The organism is Streptomyces sp. NBC_00354 (assembly GCF_036106915.1).
Taxonomy (GTDB): domain Bacteria; phylum Actinomycetota; class Actinomycetes; order Streptomycetales; family Streptomycetaceae; genus Streptomyces.
Map to the genome: position 1 here is coordinate 8,485,581 of NZ_CP107983.1, position 20,404 is coordinate 8,505,984.

Below are 20,404 nucleotides of genomic sequence, written 5' to 3' on the forward strand. Positions count from 1 at the left end.
CTGACACGCCCGGGAGCCGAAGCCGAACACCGGGAGAGGGAGGTATTCGGCTACTGGGACGAGTGGAGCACGAGACACGAGCGCCGCGAGTCCGGACCTCTGAGCCGGTTCCTGCGGAGGAAGCGCTAGCCTCGGGCTGTCGCGATGCAGTTCGGGCCCGGCGGGGGCCATACCCTGCCGGGCCCGAACCCGTTTCCGGCGACACCCGCATGCGAAGGTGAGTGCCGGTGGCAGCGCGTGGGCGGATCGTGGTCAGTACGCACCGAACGACCAGAAGACGCCGACCTCGTCGTCGGTGACCGCGATCAGTCCCAGGTCCTCGAGCAAGTCGAGGCCCTTGACGTACTCCGAGGTGATGAAGGTGTGGGAGCGGGTGCCCTGGAGGCCCGCTGCGAGGAAGTCCACGGCCAGGTCCGAAGCGGCGGCCGTCGCGTTGGTCCAGTAGCCGGCAATGGAGCCGAACCTGGAGAGCAGGGTCCGGGCGTCCGCCACCACGGCGGCACGGTCCGGGCGGGTGCGGACGGGAGCGGGTTCGGACTGCCACTCCTCGGCCATGACGGCGAGTGCGCCGACGGCCGCCTCCGCTTCGAGGGGGTACAAACGGCCGGGGAGATCCGATGCGGCCGGTGGGTCGAACGGGTAGGCGGACCCGAGGGGCCGGGCGTCGTTGCGGCGGTCCCAGTCCAGGCTGACCCAGCCACGGGGGTCGTGGACCGACCGGTGAAGCACGGCCAGAACATCGTGCGCCCAGTCCTCGTGCCGGCGGGGACCGGTGGCCGCGAAGGTGTAGACGTCGTCGAGCAGGCGCAAGGCCGCCGCGTTCCAGGGACACCGGCGGGTGCGGACCTCCCTCAGCAGGCCACCGACGCGCAGGCCGAACGTGTCCTTCGGCTCGCGGGGGATGTGCCGGAGCCGGTCGAGGGCCCAGCGGACGAGCTCTTCCGATGCGCCGTCGGCGGGCTTGGCCAGACCTCGTGGGAGCGGGAGGTCTGCTCCGTCCCCGAGAGCCTCCAGATGGGCATCGAGCAGGTCCAGGGCGTTCCGGTCGGCGCGTACGGGCATCTCGTCACCCTATGACGTCTGCTTCACGCAATGCCGGACCGGGCCCCTGGCTGACTGCGTCGAACAGCAGTTTCGCGGCCACCGTTGCCCCGTCGGTGCCGATCGTGCCGGCCACGGTCCTGGCCCGCGCCCGGATCCCGGGGGTCAGGGCCGTAGTGAGCGCGGTGGACAGGGAGTCGACCGTCGGCGTCGAGCCGTCGTGAGCCGCGCCGATGCCCAGCGCGGCCACCCGGGCGGCCCAGTACGGCTGGTCCGCGATCCGGGGGATCACCACTTGGGGCACGCCGGCACGGGCCGCCGTCGTCGTGGTGCCCGCACCGCCGTGATGCACGACGACGGCCACCCGGCGGAACAGCTCCTGCTGGTTGACCTCGCCGACGACGAAGCAGTCATCGGCGTCGTCGATCGCGGCCAGGTCCGCCCAGCCGCGGGCGAGCAGTATGCGGCGGCCTTGCGCACGGCTCGCTTCGATGGCCGTCCGGGATATGTCCTTCGGGGCATGCGCGGCCATGCTGCCGAAGCCCACGTACACCGGTGGCGCCCCCGCTTCCAGGAACGCCTCCAGCCCTTCCGGGAGCGGACGGTCGTCGGGCAGGATCCACGCCCCGGTCTGCACGACGTCGAGGTCCGTCATGCCCTGCGACGGACACAGCGTCGCGTCCGCCGCCAGCCACGGCCGGTCGGTCAAGACGTAGTCACGGACGTTGTCCACCGGCGGCAGCGGATGCCCAGTTTCTCGGCCACGTCCCGTGCGCCGGCCGGCATCAGACCGGTTGCCAGCAGAGCGTCACAGCCCTCGGCGGCCGCGGTGAGCGAGTCGAACCGCGCGGCGACCAGCTCGGGGGCGAGCCGGAACGCGTCCTGTGCCGTCGGTGGCCTCGTTCCGGCGACCACCGAGTGCACCGTCGGGCCGAGCGGCACCAGCGGCACGCCGACACGCGCCAGCAGCGCCGCGAACTCCTCGTCGGGGGGCGCGCACACCCGCACTTCCGCACCGAGTTCGCGCAACGCGACCGCCAGCCCCGCCAGCGGTTCGACGTCCCCTCGCGATCCCCAGCCGGACAACAACACACGCACGTCGCAACCTCCCGTTTCTGCAGGTTCTGGCTTCGAGCCGCCGATTCTGCGGTACACCCAGGGTCTTGCCGCAAGCCCCCCGGTGCGCTATAGGTTGAGAGTGGCGAGGAGTGGAACTCCTTGCCTTTCCCGTTGGGCGTCCCCGGTGGACGGCCGGCGGCGGGTTCCTTTCGGCCCCGGGTTGACGGGGTCAGATCTGGGCGCGGATCTCCGTCGCGGTGCGGTCGCCGGAGGCGACCGCCGCGTTCAGGGTGGAGTCGTCGACGTCGGTGTGTTCGCCCGCGAAGTGGATGCGGCCTTCCTGGACCCCTTCGTAGCCCGCGATGGAGGTGTACTGGCCCTTCTTGTAGTAGTGGTACGCGCCGAGGTGCCACGGACTGAGCGACCAGCGGTCCTCGTACGCCCTGCCCGTATGGGTGGCGGTGGTGCCGGGGTACAGGTGCTCGAGCTGGGCGTGGAACCACTGCACGTCGGCTGCGGGCGCCGGGCCGTGCACGGTGCCGGTGAGGGCGGTGCGGGCCGTGTTCCCGCCGGGGAAGGCGACCAGGAGCGCCGGTGATCCGCCCGCGCCCAGGGCGACGGAGCCGTCCCAGGCCGTCTGGTAGCCCAGCGGGCCGGTGTTGGTGATCCCGTTGAAGCCGAGTGCCGGCCAGGTCTTCGCGGAGTGCTCTGTGACGAGCTTCGCGTTGTGGCCCATCCCCTGTTCGCGGATCGCGGTCAGCTTGCGGGGGGACAGGTTCGCCCGGGAGAGGTCCACCCGCCGTAGGGTGCTGAACGGCAGGGCCAGCACCACGTGGTCGGCGCGTACGGAGACCGTGGTGCCGGCGTGGTCGAAGGTGCACGTGTACGTGCAGTCCGTGTTCTGGCGCAGGGCGACGAGTTCGTAGCCCTGCCGGACCGTGCCGGCCGGGAGTTCGGCCGCCATGCCGCTCACGAGCTGGTCGTTGCCGCCGACGAGATGGTACTTCTCGTCGAACCCGCCGCCGGCGAAGATGGCGGAGCCTCCGAGGAAGCCGATCATCGACAGTGCGGAGGCCTCGGCCGGTTCGCCGCCGGACTGGAGCTGGAGGGACTGGATCAGCTGGCCGAGCCGGGATCCGGGGGGCAGGCCGATCTCGTCGAGGTAGTCCAGGCAGGACAGTTGGTCGAGCCGGCGCGCCTCCGGCGTGGAGCTGTTGTAGCGCGGGGTGCCCGCTGCCGCGTAGGAGGTCCGGAAGGCGTCGTACGCGGTGGCGATCCAGTCGTCCTGCTGCTGGATCCCGGAGTACGAGGTGTCGTCGATCCAGGCGGTGTAGTCGCCCGAGTCCAGCGCGCCGCCGTTCGCGTGCTCCTTCTTGAGGCCGAGGCTCCGGGCGAGACTCAGGATCGCCGTGTCGGACGAGCTGATGAAGGCCCCGCCGTGTTCGTGGACCGCGCCGCCCGCGAAGAATCCGCGCAGGGACCGGCAGCGACCGCCGATGTGGGTGGTGTCGGCTTCGTACACGGTGGATGCGACCGGGATTCCCTGGGTCCACAGTCGGTGTGCGCAGCGCAGTCCGGCGAGACCGGCGCCGACGATGACGATGCGCGGCCCCGCGGCGGCCACGGCCCGGCCCGGGGCCATGAGCGTGCCGGGGAGGGCGGCACCGGTGGCCAGTGCGGCGGCGCTGCCGAGGACCGCCCGGCGGCTCACCGTACGGTCGGCTTCCTCCTCCGCGCTGCGGGCGCGCCTCCTGCGTGCGCGCTCGGCGGCCTCGCCCGCGACCTCGGCGACCGGCATGCCGCGCCGGCGCGCTTCGGCGTACGTGGCGAAGGCGGTGCGCAGCGGGGCGGGGATGCCGGAGCGCTGTGCGGACGGGGTCGGTGACGGGAACGGGGACGGGGACGGTGACGGTGGCGCGGGCGGGTGTGCAGGTTCCTGGTGCGGGTGGCGCATGCGACGCATGTGATCCCTCTCGTCTGCGGGCCGTGCAGTGCCGGGCCACGCCGCGCCGAGGCACCGAACCGCGCAACGGCCCCTGGGAGCAGGCGGGTTCGGCACGGGCGGCAGGGGGCGTGACGACCGCGGCCGTGTCCGGCGGTCTCCGGGTGAAGGGGAGTGAACCGCTGGCGCAACATGGTTGTCAACAGTGTTGCGCCCACGGCTGCGCGCGAACCGTAAGGCAGGGCGAGGGCAAAGGCGCAACGGCGCCCCGACCCCGACCCGCCCCTGAGAGGCCTGAGGGGCACGCGCCTACGCGCCTACGCGCCGCGCAGCGTTTCGACCCGCTTCTCGATGGCAGTGATCAGCGCCTCGACCCTGGCCGCGAAGATCTGCTCGTCCGTCACCTCGGCCAGCTCCGTGCTCAGTCGGGTGATGTTCGGGAATCCCTCGGCGTCGACCAGCCGGTACTCCCGGCTCCACGAAGACTCGTCGGCCTCCCGGATGTCCGGGTCGAACAGCAGGTAGGCGGCGCGCTGGCCCACGTAGGCGAGCAGCGAGTCACCCACCATGCGGTAGTGGACGGCCGCCTCGGCGCCGTCGAGCCCGGCCTCCCTGACGGCTCCGATGATGAGCTCGACGACGCGGAACTCGTTGGGCCGGCGGGTGGTGCGGCTGGCCATGGTCGAGCCGACCACCGGATAGCGCAGCGCGACCTCCAGGGAGGCGTCGGCGAGCGCCCGCAGCCGCCCTTTCCAGTCGAGGCCCTCGGGGATGCTGTCGACCACCTCGCCGAGCGTGCGGTCGGCGACGGAGAGCAGCAGCTCGTCCTTGTCGCGGAAGTGCCGGTAGATCGCTGTGGGGTCGGCGCCGAGCTCCTCGCCGAGGCGTCGGACGGTGAAGGCGTCCGCGCTGCCGCGAGCCGCGATGCGCAGGCTCGCCTCGATGATGGCGTCGGGCGTGAGCTGGCTTCCCGCGCGCTTGGTCCGGGCGGATGTGTCGGATGACTTCGGCATGGTGCGGCCAGTGTAACGATGTGGAACGGAGGCAGCGCAACACCGTTGACAACAATGTTGCGCTCCCGTTCACTCCTCCTCAACAACAAGCCGAGCGGGTCCGCCCGCCGATGGGGAGGGGTGCGTCGATGGCCGTCAGCAAGGAGCCGATCGTGCAGCGGGCCGACACCGTTTTCGTGGGAGGACGGGTCTTCACCGGCACCGGCAGCGTTGGGGGGAGCGGGGCCGGTGCCGGACCCGTCGACGCCGCCGTGGCCGTCGGAGGCGGCCGGATCCTCGCCGTCGCCGACGAGGCCGCCGTCCGCTCGCTCGCCGACGAGTCCACCGAGGTCGTGGACCTGGCGGGCGGGCTGCTCGTCCCCGGCTTCCAGGACGCCCACGTCCACCCCGCGGTGGCCGGCGTCCTGATGCTCGGCTGCGACCTGTCCGAGGAGCACACCATCGAGGGCTACCTGGCCGTCGTGGCCGCGTACGCCAAGGAGCATCCGGATGCGGCGTGGATCCGCGGCGGCGGATGGTCCATGGACCTCTTCCCCCGCGGCACGCCCACCCGCGGCATGCTCGACGCGGTGGTCCCGGACCGGCCGGTCATGCTCACCAATCGGGACGGTCACGGAGCCTGGGTCAACACCCACGCCCTGCGGCTCGCGGGCGTGGACCGCGGCACCCCGGATCCGGCCGACGGCCGGATCGAGCGGGAGGCGGACGGCACCCCGGCGGGCACGCTCCAGGAGGGCGCCGTGGATCTGGTCGCCCGGCACGTGCCCATCGCGACGCCGGACGAGGCGCTCGCCGGCCTGCTGGCCGCACAGGAGCACCTGTTCAGCCTCGGTGTGACCAGCTGGCAGGACGCCATGATCGGCGCCTTCCCCGGCAACCCCGACAATTTCGGCGTCTACCTGCGCGCCGCGAGCGAAGGTTCCCTGCGGGCGCGTGTCGTCGGCGCGCTGTGGTGGGACCGCGAGCGCGGACTGGAGCAGATCCCCGAGCTGGAGGAGCGGCGCCGCACCGGCCGCGTGGGCCGCTTCCACGCCACTTCCGTGAAGATCATGCAGGACGGCATCGCCGAGAACTTCACCGCCGGAATGCTGGAGCCCTACCTCGACGGCTGCGGCTGCGCCACCGGGAACTCCGGGCTCAGTTTCATCGACCCGGAGCTGCTCACCGAAGCGGTCGCCCGCCTCGACCGCTCGGGCTTCCAGCTCCACTTCCACGCGCTCGGCGACCGCGCCGTACGAGAGGTACTCGACGCGCTGGAGGCAGCGCGTGCCGTCAACGGCACCAACGACAACCGGCACCACCTCGCCCACCTCCAGGTCGTCCACCCCGATGACATCGGGCGCTTCGCGCGACTCGGAGCGGCCGCGAACATCCAGGCGCTGTGGGCCGCGCACGAACCGCAGATGGACGAGCTGACCATCCCCTTCCTGGGGCCGGAACGAGCGGCCCTCCAATACCCGTTCGGGGATCTCCAACGCGCCGGCGCCCGCCTCGTCGCGGGCAGCGACTGGTCGGTCAGCAGCCCCAACCCGCTCTGGGGCATCCACGTCGCCGTCAACCGCGCCGTACCCGACGAGGCGCCGAACGCGACCGGGACCCGCGAGTCCTGCCCTCCCTTCTTCCCCGAGCAGGCCCTGACCCTGTCCCAGGCCCTGACCGCCTACACCGCCGGCAGCGCCTGGGTGAACCACCTCGACCGGGTCACCGGCACCGTCGAGGTGGGCAAGTACGCCGACCTCGTCGTCCTCGACCGGGATCCCTTCGCGCACCCCAGCGAGGAGATCGCCGAGACCCGGGTGCTGCGGACCTACCTCGACGGCGAACTCGTCTACGCCGCCTCGCTCTGAACCGACGGACCTCCTCCTCCCCCCGCTCACCCCTCTCGGAGGCACCAGATGCCCTCAGCCCGACCGAGCCCGCGCCGGCCCCGACGGCTCCGCCACACCGCGGCGGCCGCCCTCGCCGCGGCCGCCGTGTTCGTCACGAGCGCGTGCGGCGGCCCCGCACACCGGCCCGACGACACCGACAGCGGATACCGGCTCACGGACAGGACGCCCGCCGCCTCGGGCGACCTGGACTCCTTCACCTGGTCCGTCTACGCCGAGCCGACCACCATCGACTACGCGCACTCCTTCGACTTCCCGCCCAACCAGATCCTCGCCAACGTCTGCGAGAGCCTGCTGCGCTGGAACCCCGACCTGACCACCTCGCCGAACCTCGCGGCCTCGTACAGCAATCCCACGCCCACCACCTGGGTGTACCAGATCCGCCCGGGCGTGCGCTTCCACGACGGCACGGAACTCACCGCGGACGACGTCGTCGCCTCCTTGCGCCGCAATCTCGACCCCGCGACCGCCAGCGTGTGGGCGTACCCCTTCCGCAACGTCCAGGCGGTCGAGCGCACCGGTCCGCTGGAGGTCACCGTCACCCTGGCGAAGCCGGACTCCACGTTCAACAAGTACCTCGCCGCCGGCCCCGGCACCGTGGAATCCGCCGCCACGCTGGCCAAGGCCGGCAAGGACTACGGCAATCCGCAGACCGGCGTGAACTGCACCGGCCCGTTCTCCTTCGAGTCCTGGACCTCCGGCCAGTCCCTCAGCCTCAAGCGGTTCGACGGCTACTGGAACGCCGACCTCAAGGCCAAGTCCGGCCGGGCCAAGTTCATCTTCCTGGCCGACCCCACCACCCGCGTCAACGCCTTCCGCAGCGGCGAGGTCGACGGCGGCTGGATGGTCCCGCCGAACGCCTACAAGCAGCTGGGTGCCACCGAGGCCGGAACGCTCTACTTCGGGCGCAGCACCACGGTCGTCGACGAGGTGGTGAGCAACCTCAAGGGCCCCCTCGGCGACGCCCGGGTCCGCCAGGCACTGCTCATGGCCATCGACCGCAAGGGCATCGTCAAGGCCGGAGCGGGCGGAGTCGGAGAGGTCGCCCATTCGCTGACCACCGACAACCTGTGGAACGACGCCCCCGCCGCCGCACGCGAGGGCATCCTCAAGGACGTACCGACGTACCCGTACGACCCGGCGAAGGCCAAGGCGCTCGCCGCCGAGGCCGGAGTGAACGGCCAGAAGATCGTGATCGCGACCAGCCCGCTGGACTCCCAGACGACGATCATCACCCAGGCCGTCGCCCAGGCCGCCACGGCCATCGGCCTCAAGCCGCAGATCGATTCCCTCTCCGCCGAGAAGTACACGACCCTCTTCACCGACCCGGCCGCACGCGAGGGCATCGACCTGTTCCTCACCTTCTGGTACACGTCGATCACCGACCCGCTGGACGTGTACGGCTCGCTCCAGACGGGCTCCTTCAGCAACTACGGCAACTGGTCCGACCCGGCCTTCGACGCCGCCATCGACAAGGCCGTCGCGGCCCACGATCCCGCCGAACACGCCGCGGCCAACGCCGAGGCCCAGCGGACGGCACTGCGCGAACTGCCGTGGCTGCCCCTGTACACGCAGCCCGTCAGCGTCTTCATGGGCAAGCGGATCACCGGCGTCCAACCCTCGATCGCCTACCTCTACTACCCGTGGGCCGCCGAGATCGGAGCGAAGTGATGACGCCCGCACCGGCACTGGCCCGGGCCGGCCGGGTGCTGCGCCGGCTGGCCGCCATGGCGGCGACCTTGCTCGTCACCTCCTTCCTGGTGTTCTCCTCGCTCTTCCTCGTCCCCGGCGACCCGGCCGCCTTCCTGGTCAAGGGCCGCAGCCCGAGCCCGCAGGAACTCGCCGCGATCCGGCACCAGTACGGCTTCGACGAGCCGTTCCTGGTCCGGTACGGGAAGTGGCTCGACGGCGTCCTGCACGGCGACTTCGGCCGCTCCTACCTCTTCCACCAGGACGTCAGCTCGGTCATCTGGTCGCGCCTGCCCGCCTCCCTGCTGCTGGTCGGCGTATCGGCCCTGATGATCGTCGCCGTGGGGGTCGGGGCGGGCATCCTCGGAGCGCTGCGCCGTGGCACGCGCACCGACCGGTCCCTGATGCTGCTCGTGACGGTGGGCGCCGCCGCCCCCGCCTTCGTCGCCGCCCTCCTGCTCCGGTCGGTGCTGGGCGTGCGACTCGGCTGGTTCCCGACCATCGGCAACGGCACCGGCCTGCTCGACCGGCTCCACCACGTCGTGCTCCCGGCAGTGGCCCTGTCGGTGACCTTCATGGCGCTGGTGACCCGGGTGACCCGGTCGGCGATGCTGGACGAACTGCGCCGTGAGCACGTCGAGGTCGCACTCGGCCGGGGAACGCCCCGGCGGACGGTGATCAGGCGGCACGTGCTGCGCAACGCGCTGGGCCCGATCGTGACGGTCTCCGCACTACTGGTCTCGGGGATGCTGGTGAGCACGGCGATCGTGGAGACCGCCTTCGGCATGGCCGGGGTCGGTTCGCTGCTGGTGCAGTCGGTGGACCAGATGGACTTCCAGGTCGTGCAGGCCATCGTGCTGCTCGTCGTCGGCGCGTTCGTCGTGGTCAACGCCCTGGTGGACCTGGTGCATCCGCTGATCGATCCGCGGGTCGCGGCCCGGGGGAGTGCGCGATGAGCCTACGGACCCCACCCCCGGCGGCCACCCCGGCAGGCGCCGCGGCCGCGCCCCCCGGCGGGATGCTCCGCGCGACGTTCACCCGGATCCGGAGACTCGGCGGCGGTCCGCTGCACGCGAGCTGCATGCTGCTCCTGTCCCTGTTCCTGCTGCTCTCCCTGTTCGGCCCCTGGCTGGCCCCGTACGACCCGACCTTCGGCTCGCTCGGCGACACCCTCGTGGGGCCGGGCGCCCAGCACTGGCTGGGGACCGACCAGGGCGGCCACGACACCTTCTCGGCGCTGATCGTCGGCACCCGGTCCAGCCTCGCCGGGCCCCTCGCCGTCGTGCTCTTCTCCACCGCGGCGGGCATCGCCGTCGGCCTGTTCACCGCCTGGCGCGGCGGGTGGATCGACACCCTGCTCGGGCGCGTGCTCGACATCCTCTTTGCCTTCCCCGCGCTGCTGCTGGCGATCCTCGCGGTGGCCCTCTTCGGCAAGGGGATGACGGCGCCGGTCATCGCGATGGCCGTCGCGTACATGCCGTACACCGCACGCGTCGTACGGGGTCTGGCGGTTCAGGAGATGGCCCGGCCCTACATCGCCGCCTACCGGGTGCAGGGGCATTCCGCAGTGTTCGTCGCGGTCCGCGCGCTGCTGCCCAACATCGCCCCCACCCTGCTCGCCCAGTCGACCGTGAACTTCGGCTACGCCCTCCTCGACCTCGCCGCCCTGTCGTTCCTGGGGCTGGGCGTCCAGCCGCCGACACCCGACTGGGGTGCCATGATCAATCAGGGGCAGACTGCCGTCCTGCAGGGACAGCCGCTGTCCGCGATCGTGCCGGCCGTCGCGGTCGTCCTGGTGGTCGTCGCCTTCAACGTCGTCGGGGAGACCCTCGGCGACCGGCTCGCCGGGAGGGACTCCTGATGGCACTGCTCGAGTACGAGGACCTGCACATCGCGCTGCCCTCGACGGCCCGCCCGGTCCTCGACGGCATCACCCTGACCGTCGCAGCCGGCGAGGTCGTCGCCCTGGTCGGCGAGTCCGGCTCCGGGAAGTCGGTCACCGCCCGCGCCGCCCTCGGGCTGTTCCCCCCGGGGTGCGTGACCCGTGGCCGGGTCCGGGTCGACGGCATAGACCTCGTCGGCGCCGACGAGGCCGGCCTGCACGAGGTACGGACCGCCAAGGCCGCGATGATCTTCCAGGACCCCAGGGCGGCCATCAACCCGGTACGCCGCGTCGGTGACTTCCTGACCGAATCGCTGCGGATCGGTCAGGGCTGGCCGACGGCCCGGGCGAACGCCCGGGCCGTCGAACTGCTCACCGCCGTCGGCCTCCCCGATCCCGCCCGGCACCTGGACCAGTACCCGCACGAGCTCTCCGGAGGCATGCTCCAGCGCGTCGTGATCGCCGCGGCCCTCACCACCGAGCCCCGGCTGCTCCTGTGCGACGAACCCACCACCGCACTCGACGTCGGCACCCAGGCCGAGACCATGGCCATCCTCGGGCGGCTCCAGAGAGAGCGGGGCCTCGGCATGCTCCTGATCACGCACGACGTCGAACTCGCGGCCGCCACCAGCGACCGGATCTACGTGATGTACGCGGGGCGGATCGTCGAGACGGCCCCCGTGGCCGACCTGTTCGCCACCCCGGCGCACCCCTACACCGCCGGCCTGCTCGGCTCGTCCCCGCCCCTGAGCGGCCCGGCGGGACCGGACGGCCGCCTCGTCCCCATCCCCGGAGCCCCGATGGGCCTCATGGAGTCCGCACCCGGCTGCGCCTTCGCACCGCGCTGCCGCTTCGCCGAGCCCGGTCGCTGCGACCAGTCGCCGCCGCCCCTGAGGCCGCACGGCCCGGGCGAAGTCGCCTGCCACCGCGCGGACGAACTCACCGGCGAGCTCTCCGGCACACACACCGACACGGCGGCGACGACCGCGACGATCCCGGCTCCGGCCCGCACCGGCGCTCCGGACGAGGAGGACCGTTGACCACCACCGAGCCGATCCCGGCGCTGCTCCGGGCGAACGGCCTGCGCAAGACGTACCGGACCGGGGGGACCGAGGTCGTAGCGGTCGACGGCCTGTCGTTCTCCCTACCGCCGGGCGGGGCGCTCGGCATCGTCGGGGAGTCGGGTTCCGGCAAGACCACCACCGCCCGGATGCTGGTCGGCCTGGAGGCCCCCGACGCGGGGGAGATCCTCGTGCAGGGCCGGCCGTTGGCGAGGGCCGCACGGGGGAAGGCTGCCCGGCTGGCCCGGGCCAAGGCCGTCCAGATCGTCTTCCAGGACCCGTACCTGTCGCTCGACGCCCGCATCGGCATCGGCGCGACCCTGGACGGGGTGCTGCGGCTGCACGGATCCCACGACCGTACGGCGCGGGCCGCCCGGGTCAGGGAGCTGCTGGCACAGGTCGGCCTCGGTGACCGCGAGGCGGCGGCGCTGCCCCGCCACCTGTCGGGCGGGCAGCGCCAGCGTGCGGCCATCGCGCGGGCGCTGGCCGTCGAACCGGCCGTACTGGTGCTCGACGAGGCCGTCTCCGCCCTCGACGTCTCGGTCCAGGCGCAGGTGCTCAACCTGCTCGCGGACATCCGCCGCGACACCGGCATCGGCCTGGTCTTCGTCAGCCATGACCTGGCGGTCGTCCGGTACGTCTGTGACGAGGCGCTGGTCATGTACCGGGGCCGGACGATGGAGCACCGGCCCGTGGCGGAACTCCTCACCAAGCCCCGCCACCCCTACACCCGGCTGCTGCTGGCGTCCGTCCCGCATCCGGGCTGGGATCCCGACTCCATCAGCCGCCGCCGACGCGGGCTCGACCTCGTGACGGCGACCTCGTGACACCGGCCGCCCGGCGCCGCCTTCCCCGAGAACCGACGACGCCAACTTGACTGACCGGAGGGCAGGTTGTGCCGCCGGGGCCGGGTTCGCCGTCAGCATGGCGATCATGACTGAGAGTGCATCTGTACGTCCGGTCCGCAGGATATGGGACGGCCGGAACGATCCCGACAGCCACCTATGACGCCCGCTTCTACCGTGACCCCGAGACGCTCCCCGCCGGGCAAGTCGCCGTACAGCGTGACAACATGGCCACGCTGCGGGTCCTCGCCGGTGACCCCTACATGCACGACCCGAAGCTGCTCCGCCGTCTGCGGCGTGTCGACGTTCCCGCGCTCCTGCTCTGGGGTGAGAGCGACCGCATCGTCACGCCCGCCTATGGCGCCGCGTACGCCGAAGCCTTCGGGCGTGGCCGCCTCCAGGTCATCTCCGAGGCGGGCCATCTGCCACAGCTGGAACAGCCGGAAGCGACGTGCGCCGCGATCGACGGCTACCTGCGCGAGATGACCGCCGACCCCCGTGGGCACGCGCTTGTCCGGTAGCGCGAGCCCGGGCCGGTGACGTCGGAGACAGGGATGACCCGATGGGGTCGCCGCGCCACCAGAACGACGCTGCAGGACCACACCGACGCCCGGATCCGCTCCGCCTCCCACCGATGGCCCCCAGCTGCGTCCGCGCCGCCGCCTGAATCTCCGCTTCGTCGCCCATGCCGCCCCATCGAACCGCCCCGGGTCCAGCCCGGCCGTGGTGGCAGCCGAGGTCCTCGTCGGCATCGACGACGCGTGTGATCGATACGTGCCGGACGCGGCCGGACTCTTTTCCTCTGCATCACCGGGGGGTTACGGAGATCGCTCTCTTCCCGTTCGACTCGACAACTCGTCGTATCCGCAAGGAAATTATCGGCCCGCCTGTCGATTGTGGCGTACGTCACGCGGGGTGAGAGTGAGCGCCCTCACAACAGGAACGAGGAGCTATGGGCACGGATACCGGCACGGGCGGCGGCGCACCCCAGGTGCAGCGGCTCAAAGCCAATTCGGTGGGCCTGGTGGGCGTCGTCTTCATGGCCGTCGCCACCGCCGCCCCCATCACCGCGATGACCGGGAACCTCCCCATCGCCGTGGGCTTCGGCAACGGGACCGGCGCCCCCGCCGGCTACCTTTTCGCGACCGCCGTGCTGACCGTCTTCGCCGTCGGCTACGTCGCCATGGCAAAGCGGATCACCGCGGCCGGCGCCTTCTACGGGTACATCTCACACGGCCTCGGCCGGATCGCCGGCATGGCCTCCGGCATGCTCGCGGTCCTCGCCTACATCGTCTTCGAGGCGTCGATCGTCGGAGTCTTCTCCTACTTCGCCAAGACCACCGTCCACGACCAACTCGGCATCGACCTGCCCTGGATCGTCTACGCAGCCGCCATGCTGGCGGTCACTGCCATCCTCGCGCATTTCGACATCAACCTCACCGCCAAGGCGCTGGGGGTGATGCTCGTCGCCGAGATCGCCGTGCTGTTCGCCGTCGCCACCTGCGTACTGGTCGCGGGCGGCGGCCCGGACGGGATCCCCCTCGAGCCCGTGAACCCGAAGAACGCCTTCACCGGCACCTCCGCCGGACTCGGACTCTTCTTCGCGTTCTGGTCCTGGGTCGGCTTCGAATCCACCGCCATGTACGGGGAGGAGTCCCGCGACCCGAAGCGGGTCATCCCCAAGGCCACCCTGATCTCGGTCATCGGCGTCGGCCTCTTCTACATCTACGTCTCCTGGATGACCATCGCGGGTAACGGCCTGGCCGAGTCGGTGGAGCTCTCCGCCTCGGCCAGCCCGCTCGACCTGTTCTTCGCGCCCACCCGGACCTTCATCGGCGGGTGGGCCGTGGACGCCTTCCAGTGGCTGCTGCTCACCGGCTCCTTCGCCTGCGGCATGGCCTTCCACCAGTGCGCCGCCCGCTACCTCTACGCCATCGGCCGCGAGGGCTTCCTGCACCCGGGACTCGGCCGTACACACGCCAAGCACGGGTCCCCGTACGTCTCCTCCATGGTGCAGACGGCCATCGCCACCGGCCTGGTCGCACTGTTCTGGCTGACCGGACAGGACCCGTACATCCACCTGTACACGCTGCTCGCGATCCTCGGCACGATGGCGATCCTCATCGTCCAGACCCTGTGCTCCTTCGCCGTGATCGGCTACTTCCGCAAGAACCACCCCGAGGACCGGCACTGGTTCCGTACCTTCACGGCTCCGCTGGCCGGCGGGATCGCGATGGCCGCCGTGGTCGTCCTGCTCCTGGTCAACATGCGGACGGCGGCCGGGCTGGCCGCCGACTCGTTCTTCTTCACGCTGATCCCGTGGATCGTCGGTGTCGTCTTCTTCGGCGGCCTCGGACTCGGCCTGTGGCTCAAGCACAAGGCCCCCGAGCGCTACACGATCATCGGCCGCGTCGTCCTGGAGGACGCGGCCGAACGCACCGACGGGCTCACCGACAGCCCCACCGCCTCCGCCGCGAACATCTGACGAGGAGCCACAACCATGGCCCGTACGCCACTGATGCACGAGCTCCGTCGGCTCGCCGCCGAACACGCCGCCGCCCGCCGGCTCGGCCTGCCCGTCGCCGAGGTCCGCGGCTCCACCCGCCGCCAGCTCCTCGGCCGGGCCGCCGCCCTCGGACTCGGCGCCGCCCTCGCCTCGGCGGCGGGCGCCTCCGCGAGCGCCCACGCTGTGGAGGCCCTGCCCGAGAAGAAGCCCGTCACAGCTGCCCGCGTGGCCGTCGTGGGAGCCGGGATCTCGGGGCTGACCGCCGCCCTCACCCTCAAGGACGCCGGCGTCGCCTGCACGCTCTACGAAGCCAATCCGAGCCGTGTGGGAGGCCGGATGTGGAGCCAGCGCTCCCTGTGGGCGTACGGGCAGACCTCCGAGATCGGCGGCGAGCTGATCGACACCAGCCACAAGAAGGTCCTGGAACTGTGCCGCCGCTTCAATCTGCCCGTCGAGGACTTCCTCGGCGGCGGGCCGAACGGCGCCGAGGAAATCCTCCGGTTCAACGGGGTCTACTATCCGCGCACCCAGGCCGACGAGGACTTCAAGGCTGTCTACCAGGCGCTGCACCGGGACCTGCAGGCGGCCGGCGAAGTCTCCTGGAACTCCTCGACCCCGGCTGGGACCGCGCTCGACAACATGACCCTGTACGAGTGGATCGAGACCCGGATCCCCGGCGGGCACGGATCGCAGCTCGGCCGCTTCATCGACGTGGCGTACAACGTCGAGTACGGGGCCGACACCGATCAGCAGTCGGCCTTGGCGCTCGTCCTGCTGATGGGCTACCAGCCCAACCCGGGCAACTTCAACGTCTGGGGCCTGTCCAACGAGCGCTACCACATCACCGGCGGCAACGACCAGCTGCCGAACGCCATGGCCCAGGCCCTGCCCGCCGGATCGCTTGTCATGGGCCGCGAGCTGGTTGCCGTGCGCGTCTCGGCCGACGGCACGCAGACGCTGACCTTCAACGACGCGGGCGCCACCCGCACGGTCGTGGCCGATCACACCATCCTGTGCCTGCCGCTGCCGATCCTCCAACGGATCGACATCACCGCGGCCGGCTTCGACCCGTTGATGCAGAACCTCCTGCGGGACGCCCGCATGGGCTACTGCACCAAGCTCAACATGCAGTTCACCAGCCGCCCCTGGCGCGGCACCGGCCCCTGGCCGGGGGTTTCCGCGGGTGACTGTTTCACCGACACCGATGTCCAGCAGACCTGGGACACCACCAAGGTTCAGCCGGGCAACGGGGGCATCCTCCTCCAGTACGGCGGTGGCAGCCTGGCCGGCTCGCTCACCCCCGGCAGCCCCTTCGCCAGTGATTCCGACGCCTACGTACGCGCCCTCGCGGACCGGATGCTCACCGGGATCGACGCCTTCTTCCCCGGCACCAAGGCGGCCTGGACCGGTCGGGCGCAGCTGTCCGCCTGGCACCGCAACCCGTACTCGCTCGGCGCGTACTCGTACTGGCCGACGGGCTACCTGCACAAGTACGCCAAGTACGAGGGCACCGCGCAGGGCCGGATCCACATCGGTGGCGAGCACTGCAGCTACGACTTCCAGGGCTTCATGGAAGGCGGGGCGACCGAGGGGGAGCGGGCGGCGAAGGAAGTGATCGCCGCCCTGACCTGACCTATGACCTGCCCGGGGGCGCCCGTGGTGTGGGTGCTGGGCGCTGGGGGCGCTGGGGGCGCTGGGGGCGCTGGGCCTGTCCACCGCGTTCCCCTGCGACTGGGCGAGGCCGGCCCACCGCTGCGGTCGGGTGCTGTTCCAGCTTCTGGAGCAGCACCCGCTTCTCCACGGCGCCCGGTTCGGCAAACCCGCGATCCGCTGCGAGGCCGCCGTCCTCATCGCCGTGATCAACCAGTGGCTGTGACGTCCGCGTGTTCGGCGTTGCGGTCAACGATGGCAAAGCGCAGTTCCGGGCTTCCCAGGTCACCTTCGGCGGTGAAGGAGGCACCTTCCCCACCGGCTCGGCGCCCAGACGCCGGTAGAACTGTTCGGCAGGAGGGTGCGATACGACACGCACTGGAGGCAGGCCCGCTTCTCTAGCGGTATCACCGACTACCAGGATCTGCTGGAGGCCAAGGGCATCGAGCTGACGGATCCGGCCGGCCAGAAGGAAGCGATCGCAGCCATCCTCGCCTCACAGCTGGAAGATCCGCCAGGCAAGCGTTTCTCCTACTCCAACTCCAACTACGTCCTCCTGGCGCATGTCGTCGAGAGGGTCACCGGCAAGCCGTTCCCGACCTTCCTCCAACAGGAATTCTTCACCCCACTGCACCTGCGCATGGCTTTGTCCCCGGCAACGGACGTTCCCGGCAAGGCGCAAAGTCATACGACGCGAAGGACGGCTCCTTCACTCCCAATTCCTCCCCCTGGAAGCAGTACGGAGACGGCTCCGTCCAAACCACCCCTGGGGAATTCGTCCGCTGGGCCGACAACTCGGTCTCACGGTGAAGACGGTGAGCTCGCCGCAGAACGTCTCGCCCTGTCGCGTGCCGGCCCGGCCCCGGGGTCGGGGCCGGGCCGGCACCCTTCGATGGGTTGTTGGTGTCAGCGCAGGGTGAAGGGTGCCACGTGGGTGGTGGTGTCAGCTCCGCTGATGGTGAATTCGAGGTTGTAGTTGCCGTTGGGCAGCCCGTTCGTGCTGACGGGGAGGCCGTAGCTGGCGAACACGGGGTTGTAGGCGAACCGGCCCGTGACCGGCCTGGTGACCGGACCGGTGACCCGGACGGCCGTCAGCGTGATGTTCGAGCTGGAGAGGTTGTTGCCGTTGGCGTCACAGATCCGCAGGCTGAGCACGACCTGGCCGAGCAGGCGGACCGGCCGGGCCGGGTCGTAGAGCAGGCAGATCCGGTACGCCACCGTGTAGGTGACGCTCTTGGTGGACGGGTTCGTGGCGACGTCCTTCGCATTCACCGTGAACGTGTGCGAGCCGAGCGTCGAGGTGTTGACCGCGCTGCCGTTGGGCACCGTACCGACGCAGCTCGCCACTCCGGAGGTGGCGTCCGTGCACGAGTACGAGGCGGTGACCGCCTGGCGGTACAGGTACGTTCCGGCCACCGGTCGGACGATGGTGATCGACGGCGCCACCGTGTCGAGCCGCACGGTGATCGTCTGCGGCGCGGAGGTGTTGCCGGCGTTGTCGGTGGCGGTGTACGTCACCGTGGTCACGCCGTTCACCGTGATCGGGACGGCAGCACTGGCGCCTGAAACGATGGTGGATGCGATCGGCTGGGCACCGGTCGCACTGTAGGTGATCTTCTGGACGCCGGAGGCGCAGGCCCCCTCACTGGCGCTGATGTTGACGGTGGCCGGGCTGGTGGTGTTCCAGCCCGCGCCGTTCGGTGCGGGGGAGACGCTCGCGGAGACGGTCGGTGCGGTCGTGTCCGGATCGTAGGTGAACTGGTCGGCGGCGGTGATCGGGCTGGTGCCGTTGGGGGTGGTCACGGTGACGTCCACCGTGCCCCGTGCCTGCGGCGGCACCTGCGCGGTCAGTTCCTCCGGCCCGCTCACGCTCACGTTCGTGGCGGCCACTGACCCGAAGCTGACGGTGGTGCCGCTCGTCGGGAACTCCGTGCCGCGCACGGTCACGGTGTTCACGCACTGGGCGAGTTCGGGTGCGTGGTTCGGGGTGACGCTGGTGACGGTGGGCGGGGACAGCGTGACGCGGTCCATCGCGGTGCCCCAGTCGCCGCCGAAGACCCCGGTGTTGCCGGTTGCTCCGATCTGCTGGACCGTCCAGACGTCCTTGGGGTTGCTCGGGTCGCGGGCGGTGCCCGAGTAGTCGCCCCAGCGGCTGTCGCCGTTGCAGCGGCATGCGTAGGCCTGCGTGCCCGCGGCGTAGAAGTCGCCGAACGTGGTCGCCGGGAAGTTGCCGCCCGGCACTCCGATCGCGACGGCGGTGGGGAACATCGTGGTCGAGGACGCGGTGAAGCCCGAGAACAGGTCGTCCTCGTCGTTCAGAGCCAACGAGCCGTAGTAGATGTCTCCGCCCACGAGGCCGAGATTGAGGTTGGTCGCCAGGCTCTGGCCGCCGCCGGTCGCGATCTGGATGTAACGCTGGCAGTTGTGGACCGCGGTGTCGCCGAGAGGGGTGCAGCTGACGTTGAAGACGCCCCACAGGTGGTTGTTCTGCCAGGCGACGGAGAGCATCCGGTCTTCGTTCGTCGCGATAGTGGCGTCGCCCCCGGGCGGCTGAGCTGCGCATCCCCTTTCGCCGCCACACGTCGGTGGTGGGGGCGCGGTTCCGATGGCGATGGTGTTCAGGGTGCGGTTGACCGCACTGACGCCGGGCACACCGGTGATCGTGGTCACCAGCACGTCTGTGCCTTCGTGCTTCATCGAGAGCTGATCGTTGATCCCCGACAGCGAGGTGGCCGGGACGGCGTCGTCCAGGCTGGTGTCCTGGGCGAACGTCGTGAAGCTGATCGTGCCGCCGGCCAGCAGGTCCGCCTTGTTGACGACCACGTTCACCGCGCCCAGGAACACTTCGGGGTCGGCTGCGAGGTCGAAGTTGTTCCAGCTCAGCGTGACCTTGTCGTTGCTGTACCCGAGCAGCGGCCGGTCCTGCTGAACGTTGGAACTGTTGCTTCCGATGTTGTACACGGTCCAGTGTCCGCGGGGGTCGGAGCTGTCGCTGACCGCGACGTCGACCTCGTCTCCGTTGGCCAAGATCCCCTCGTACGAGGCGAAGAACCGGCCGGAGCCCGCGTCGTAGTGCACCCGCGGATCCCCGCCCGTGCCCGTCGCGAACCCGAAGAAGGCGCCCAGGTCGAAGCGCGAGCCCACCGCGTTGCCGGCCTTGTCGTAGATCTGGCCGGAGCGGTTCACGAACTGGACGATGTAGGTGGGCCCGACCGCGAGATTGGTGTCGGAGGGAGCGATGCTGTCGCCGTTCCCGAGCGTGGAGAAGGCCTTCAGCCGCTCCACCACGGCCGAGGAAGGCGCCGCCTTCGGCGCCGTCGCGCCCTTCGGAGTCAGCTGCGCAGTGGTGACCGGCAGGCTCGGCTGCTGCATCGGCCCTACGGGCGCCTGCCGCTTCGGAGGGGCGAGGTAGGGCCGCATCCGCGGCTCGGCGGTGCGCTTGGGCCGAGGCAGCGCGCTCACGTCCACGTGCTGCTTCACCTCCGCCCGGGCCAGTGTCCCCTCGCCCCCCGAAGGCGAGGGGACACTGGCCGAGGGCGGGGTACTGGGCCGCGGCTCGGCGAGCGCCGCTCCGGCCGGCGCGGCCGCCGTGAGCGTCACGGTGAGTGCGAGCAGGAGCGCACGCGGCCAGCCGCGCGCCGCGCGCATCACTCGTCGGTTCATTCGGAGAGGCCGTCGCATCGACATGGGCTCCCCCCTTCAGCCTCGTTCGGAAGTCCGGTCCCACCCGCGCGTCGGCAGCGGGCGACAGCTGTTCTGCGGTAGCTGTTGATCACGGGCGGTGTCTATCGGAAGGAGCCGCCACCCGTCACGGCTCGCGGGGTGCCGTG

At 70.9% G+C, this 20,404-nt stretch carries 14 protein-coding genes and 1 pseudogene; 10 read left to right on the forward strand and 5 right to left on the reverse strand.

Annotated elements, in window-relative coordinates:
* Positions 1 to 252 precede the first annotated feature (252 nt).
* The 4 genes and pseudogenes from OHT74_RS39210 to OHT74_RS39225 form a co-directional block, all read right to left on the reverse strand.
* Positions 253 to 1,062 (reverse strand): hypothetical protein, encoded by an 810-nt coding sequence (locus tag OHT74_RS39210; protein WP_328623006.1) that lies wholly within the window; start codon positions 1,060 to 1,062, stop codon positions 253 to 255.
* Between the two features lie 4 nt (positions 1,063 to 1,066).
* A pseudogene (locus tag OHT74_RS39215) lies at positions 1,067 to 2,139 on the reverse strand (glycosyltransferase).
* 190 nt (positions 2,140 to 2,329) lie between these two features.
* Positions 2,330 to 4,054: a flavin monoamine oxidase family protein gene (locus tag OHT74_RS39220; protein WP_328623007.1), complete on the reverse strand. Its 1,725-nt coding sequence runs from the start codon at positions 4,052 to 4,054 to the stop codon at positions 2,330 to 2,332.
* Positions 4,055 to 4,359: 305 nt separating this feature from the next.
* A complete protein-coding gene (locus tag OHT74_RS39225) occupies positions 4,360 to 5,055 on the reverse strand; it encodes a TetR/AcrR family transcriptional regulator (protein ID WP_266671741.1) in 696 nt (231 codons plus the stop codon).
* Between the two features lie 128 nt (positions 5,056 to 5,183).
* Here OHT74_RS39225 and OHT74_RS39230 point away from each other — a divergent pair, with 128 nt between their 5' ends.
* The 10 genes from OHT74_RS39230 (at position 5,184) to OHT74_RS42300 (ending at position 17,550) form a co-directional block, all read left to right on the forward strand.
* Positions 5,184 to 6,902 carry an amidohydrolase gene (locus OHT74_RS39230; RefSeq protein ID WP_328623008.1) on the forward strand — a complete coding sequence of 573 codons (1,719 nt, stop codon included), beginning with the start codon at positions 5,184 to 5,186 and terminating at the stop codon, positions 6,900 to 6,902.
* Positions 6,903 to 6,950: 48 nt separating this feature from the next.
* Positions 6,951 to 8,612 carry an ABC transporter substrate-binding protein gene (locus tag OHT74_RS39235; RefSeq protein WP_328623009.1) on the forward strand — a complete coding sequence of 554 codons (1,662 nt, stop codon included), beginning with the start codon at positions 6,951 to 6,953 and terminating at the stop codon, positions 8,610 to 8,612.
* On the forward strand, positions 8,612 to 9,586 hold the full coding sequence (locus OHT74_RS39240) for an ABC transporter permease (RefSeq protein WP_328623010.1): 975 nt from the start codon (positions 8,612 to 8,614) through the stop codon (positions 9,584 to 9,586). Before OHT74_RS39235 ends, OHT74_RS39240 begins: the two co-directional genes overlap by 1 nt.
* Complete coding sequence (locus tag OHT74_RS39245; RefSeq protein WP_328623011.1) at positions 9,583 to 10,491, forward strand: ABC transporter permease; 909 nt, start codon at positions 9,583 to 9,585, stop codon at positions 10,489 to 10,491. The genes OHT74_RS39240 and OHT74_RS39245 overlap by 4 nt, the downstream gene beginning before the upstream one ends.
* Positions 10,491 to 11,552, forward strand: coding sequence for an ABC transporter ATP-binding protein (locus OHT74_RS39250; RefSeq protein ID WP_328623012.1), 1,062 nt, complete (start codon positions 10,491 to 10,493; stop codon positions 11,550 to 11,552). The genes OHT74_RS39245 and OHT74_RS39250 overlap by 1 nt, the downstream gene beginning before the upstream one ends.
* Positions 11,549 to 12,400 carry an ATP-binding cassette domain-containing protein gene (locus OHT74_RS39255; RefSeq protein ID WP_328623013.1) on the forward strand — a complete coding sequence of 284 codons (852 nt, stop codon included), beginning with the start codon at positions 11,549 to 11,551 and terminating at the stop codon, positions 12,398 to 12,400. The genes OHT74_RS39250 and OHT74_RS39255 overlap by 4 nt, the downstream gene beginning before the upstream one ends.
* 116 nt (positions 12,401 to 12,516) lie before the next feature.
* Positions 12,517 to 12,939, forward strand: a complete 423-nt coding sequence (locus OHT74_RS39260; protein WP_328623014.1) for an alpha/beta fold hydrolase — start codon at positions 12,517 to 12,519, stop codon at positions 12,937 to 12,939.
* Between the two features lie 431 nt (positions 12,940 to 13,370).
* On the forward strand, positions 13,371 to 14,903 hold the full coding sequence (locus OHT74_RS39265; RefSeq protein ID WP_328623015.1) for an APC family permease: 1,533 nt from the start codon (positions 13,371 to 13,373) through the stop codon (positions 14,901 to 14,903).
* A 15-nt stretch (positions 14,904 to 14,918) separates the two neighbouring features.
* Positions 14,919 to 16,556 carry a flavin monoamine oxidase family protein gene (locus OHT74_RS39270; RefSeq protein ID WP_328623016.1) on the forward strand — a complete coding sequence of 546 codons (1,638 nt, stop codon included), beginning with the start codon at positions 14,919 to 14,921 and terminating at the stop codon, positions 16,554 to 16,556.
* A gap of 379 nt (positions 16,557 to 16,935) precedes the next feature.
* The gene (locus OHT74_RS42300) at positions 16,936 to 17,550 is read left to right on the forward strand and encodes a serine hydrolase (protein ID WP_443047652.1); all 615 of its coding nucleotides are present in this window, start codon (positions 16,936 to 16,938) and stop codon (positions 17,548 to 17,550) included.
* On the opposite strand, the gene OHT74_RS39275 is transcribed toward OHT74_RS42300, so the two are convergent.
* A complete protein-coding gene (locus tag OHT74_RS39275) occupies positions 17,481 to 20,237 on the reverse strand; it encodes an IPT/TIG domain-containing protein (protein ID WP_328623017.1) in 2,757 nt (918 codons plus the stop codon). The genes OHT74_RS42300 and OHT74_RS39275 overlap by 70 nt on opposite strands.
* Positions 20,238 to 20,404 lie beyond the last annotated feature (167 nt).

Excerpts from the sequence above, each read along its gene's own strand:
- OHT74_RS39240 (WP_328623010.1), top strand. The coding sequence starts at position 8,612 with ATGACGCCCGCACCGGCACTGGCCCGGGCCGGCCGGGTGCTGCGCCGG.
- OHT74_RS39270 (WP_328623016.1), top strand. The coding sequence starts at position 14,919 with ATGGCCCGTACGCCACTGATGCACGAGCTCCGTCGGCTCGCCGCCGAA.
- OHT74_RS39275 (WP_328623017.1), bottom strand. The coding sequence starts at position 20,237 with ATGAACCGACGAGTGATGCGCGCGGCGCGCGGCTGGCCGCGTGCGCTC.
- OHT74_RS39220 (WP_328623007.1), bottom strand. The coding sequence starts at position 4,054 with ATGCGCCACCCGCACCAGGAACCTGCACACCCGCCCGCGCCACCGTCA.
- OHT74_RS39250 (WP_328623012.1), top strand. The coding sequence starts at position 10,491 with ATGGCACTGCTCGAGTACGAGGACCTGCACATCGCGCTGCCCTCGACG.
- OHT74_RS39230 (WP_328623008.1), top strand. The coding sequence starts at position 5,184 with ATGGCCGTCAGCAAGGAGCCGATCGTGCAGCGGGCCGACACCGTTTTC.
- OHT74_RS39210 (WP_328623006.1), bottom strand. The coding sequence starts at position 1,062 with ATGCCCGTACGCGCCGACCGGAACGCCCTGGACCTGCTCGATGCCCAT.
- OHT74_RS39265 (WP_328623015.1), top strand. The coding sequence starts at position 13,371 with ATGGGCACGGATACCGGCACGGGCGGCGGCGCACCCCAGGTGCAGCGG.
- OHT74_RS39245 (WP_328623011.1), top strand. The coding sequence starts at position 9,583 with ATGAGCCTACGGACCCCACCCCCGGCGGCCACCCCGGCAGGCGCCGCG.
- OHT74_RS39225 (WP_266671741.1), bottom strand. The coding sequence starts at position 5,055 with ATGCCGAAGTCATCCGACACATCCGCCCGGACCAAGCGCGCGGGAAGC.
- OHT74_RS39235 (WP_328623009.1), top strand. The coding sequence starts at position 6,951 with ATGCCCTCAGCCCGACCGAGCCCGCGCCGGCCCCGACGGCTCCGCCAC.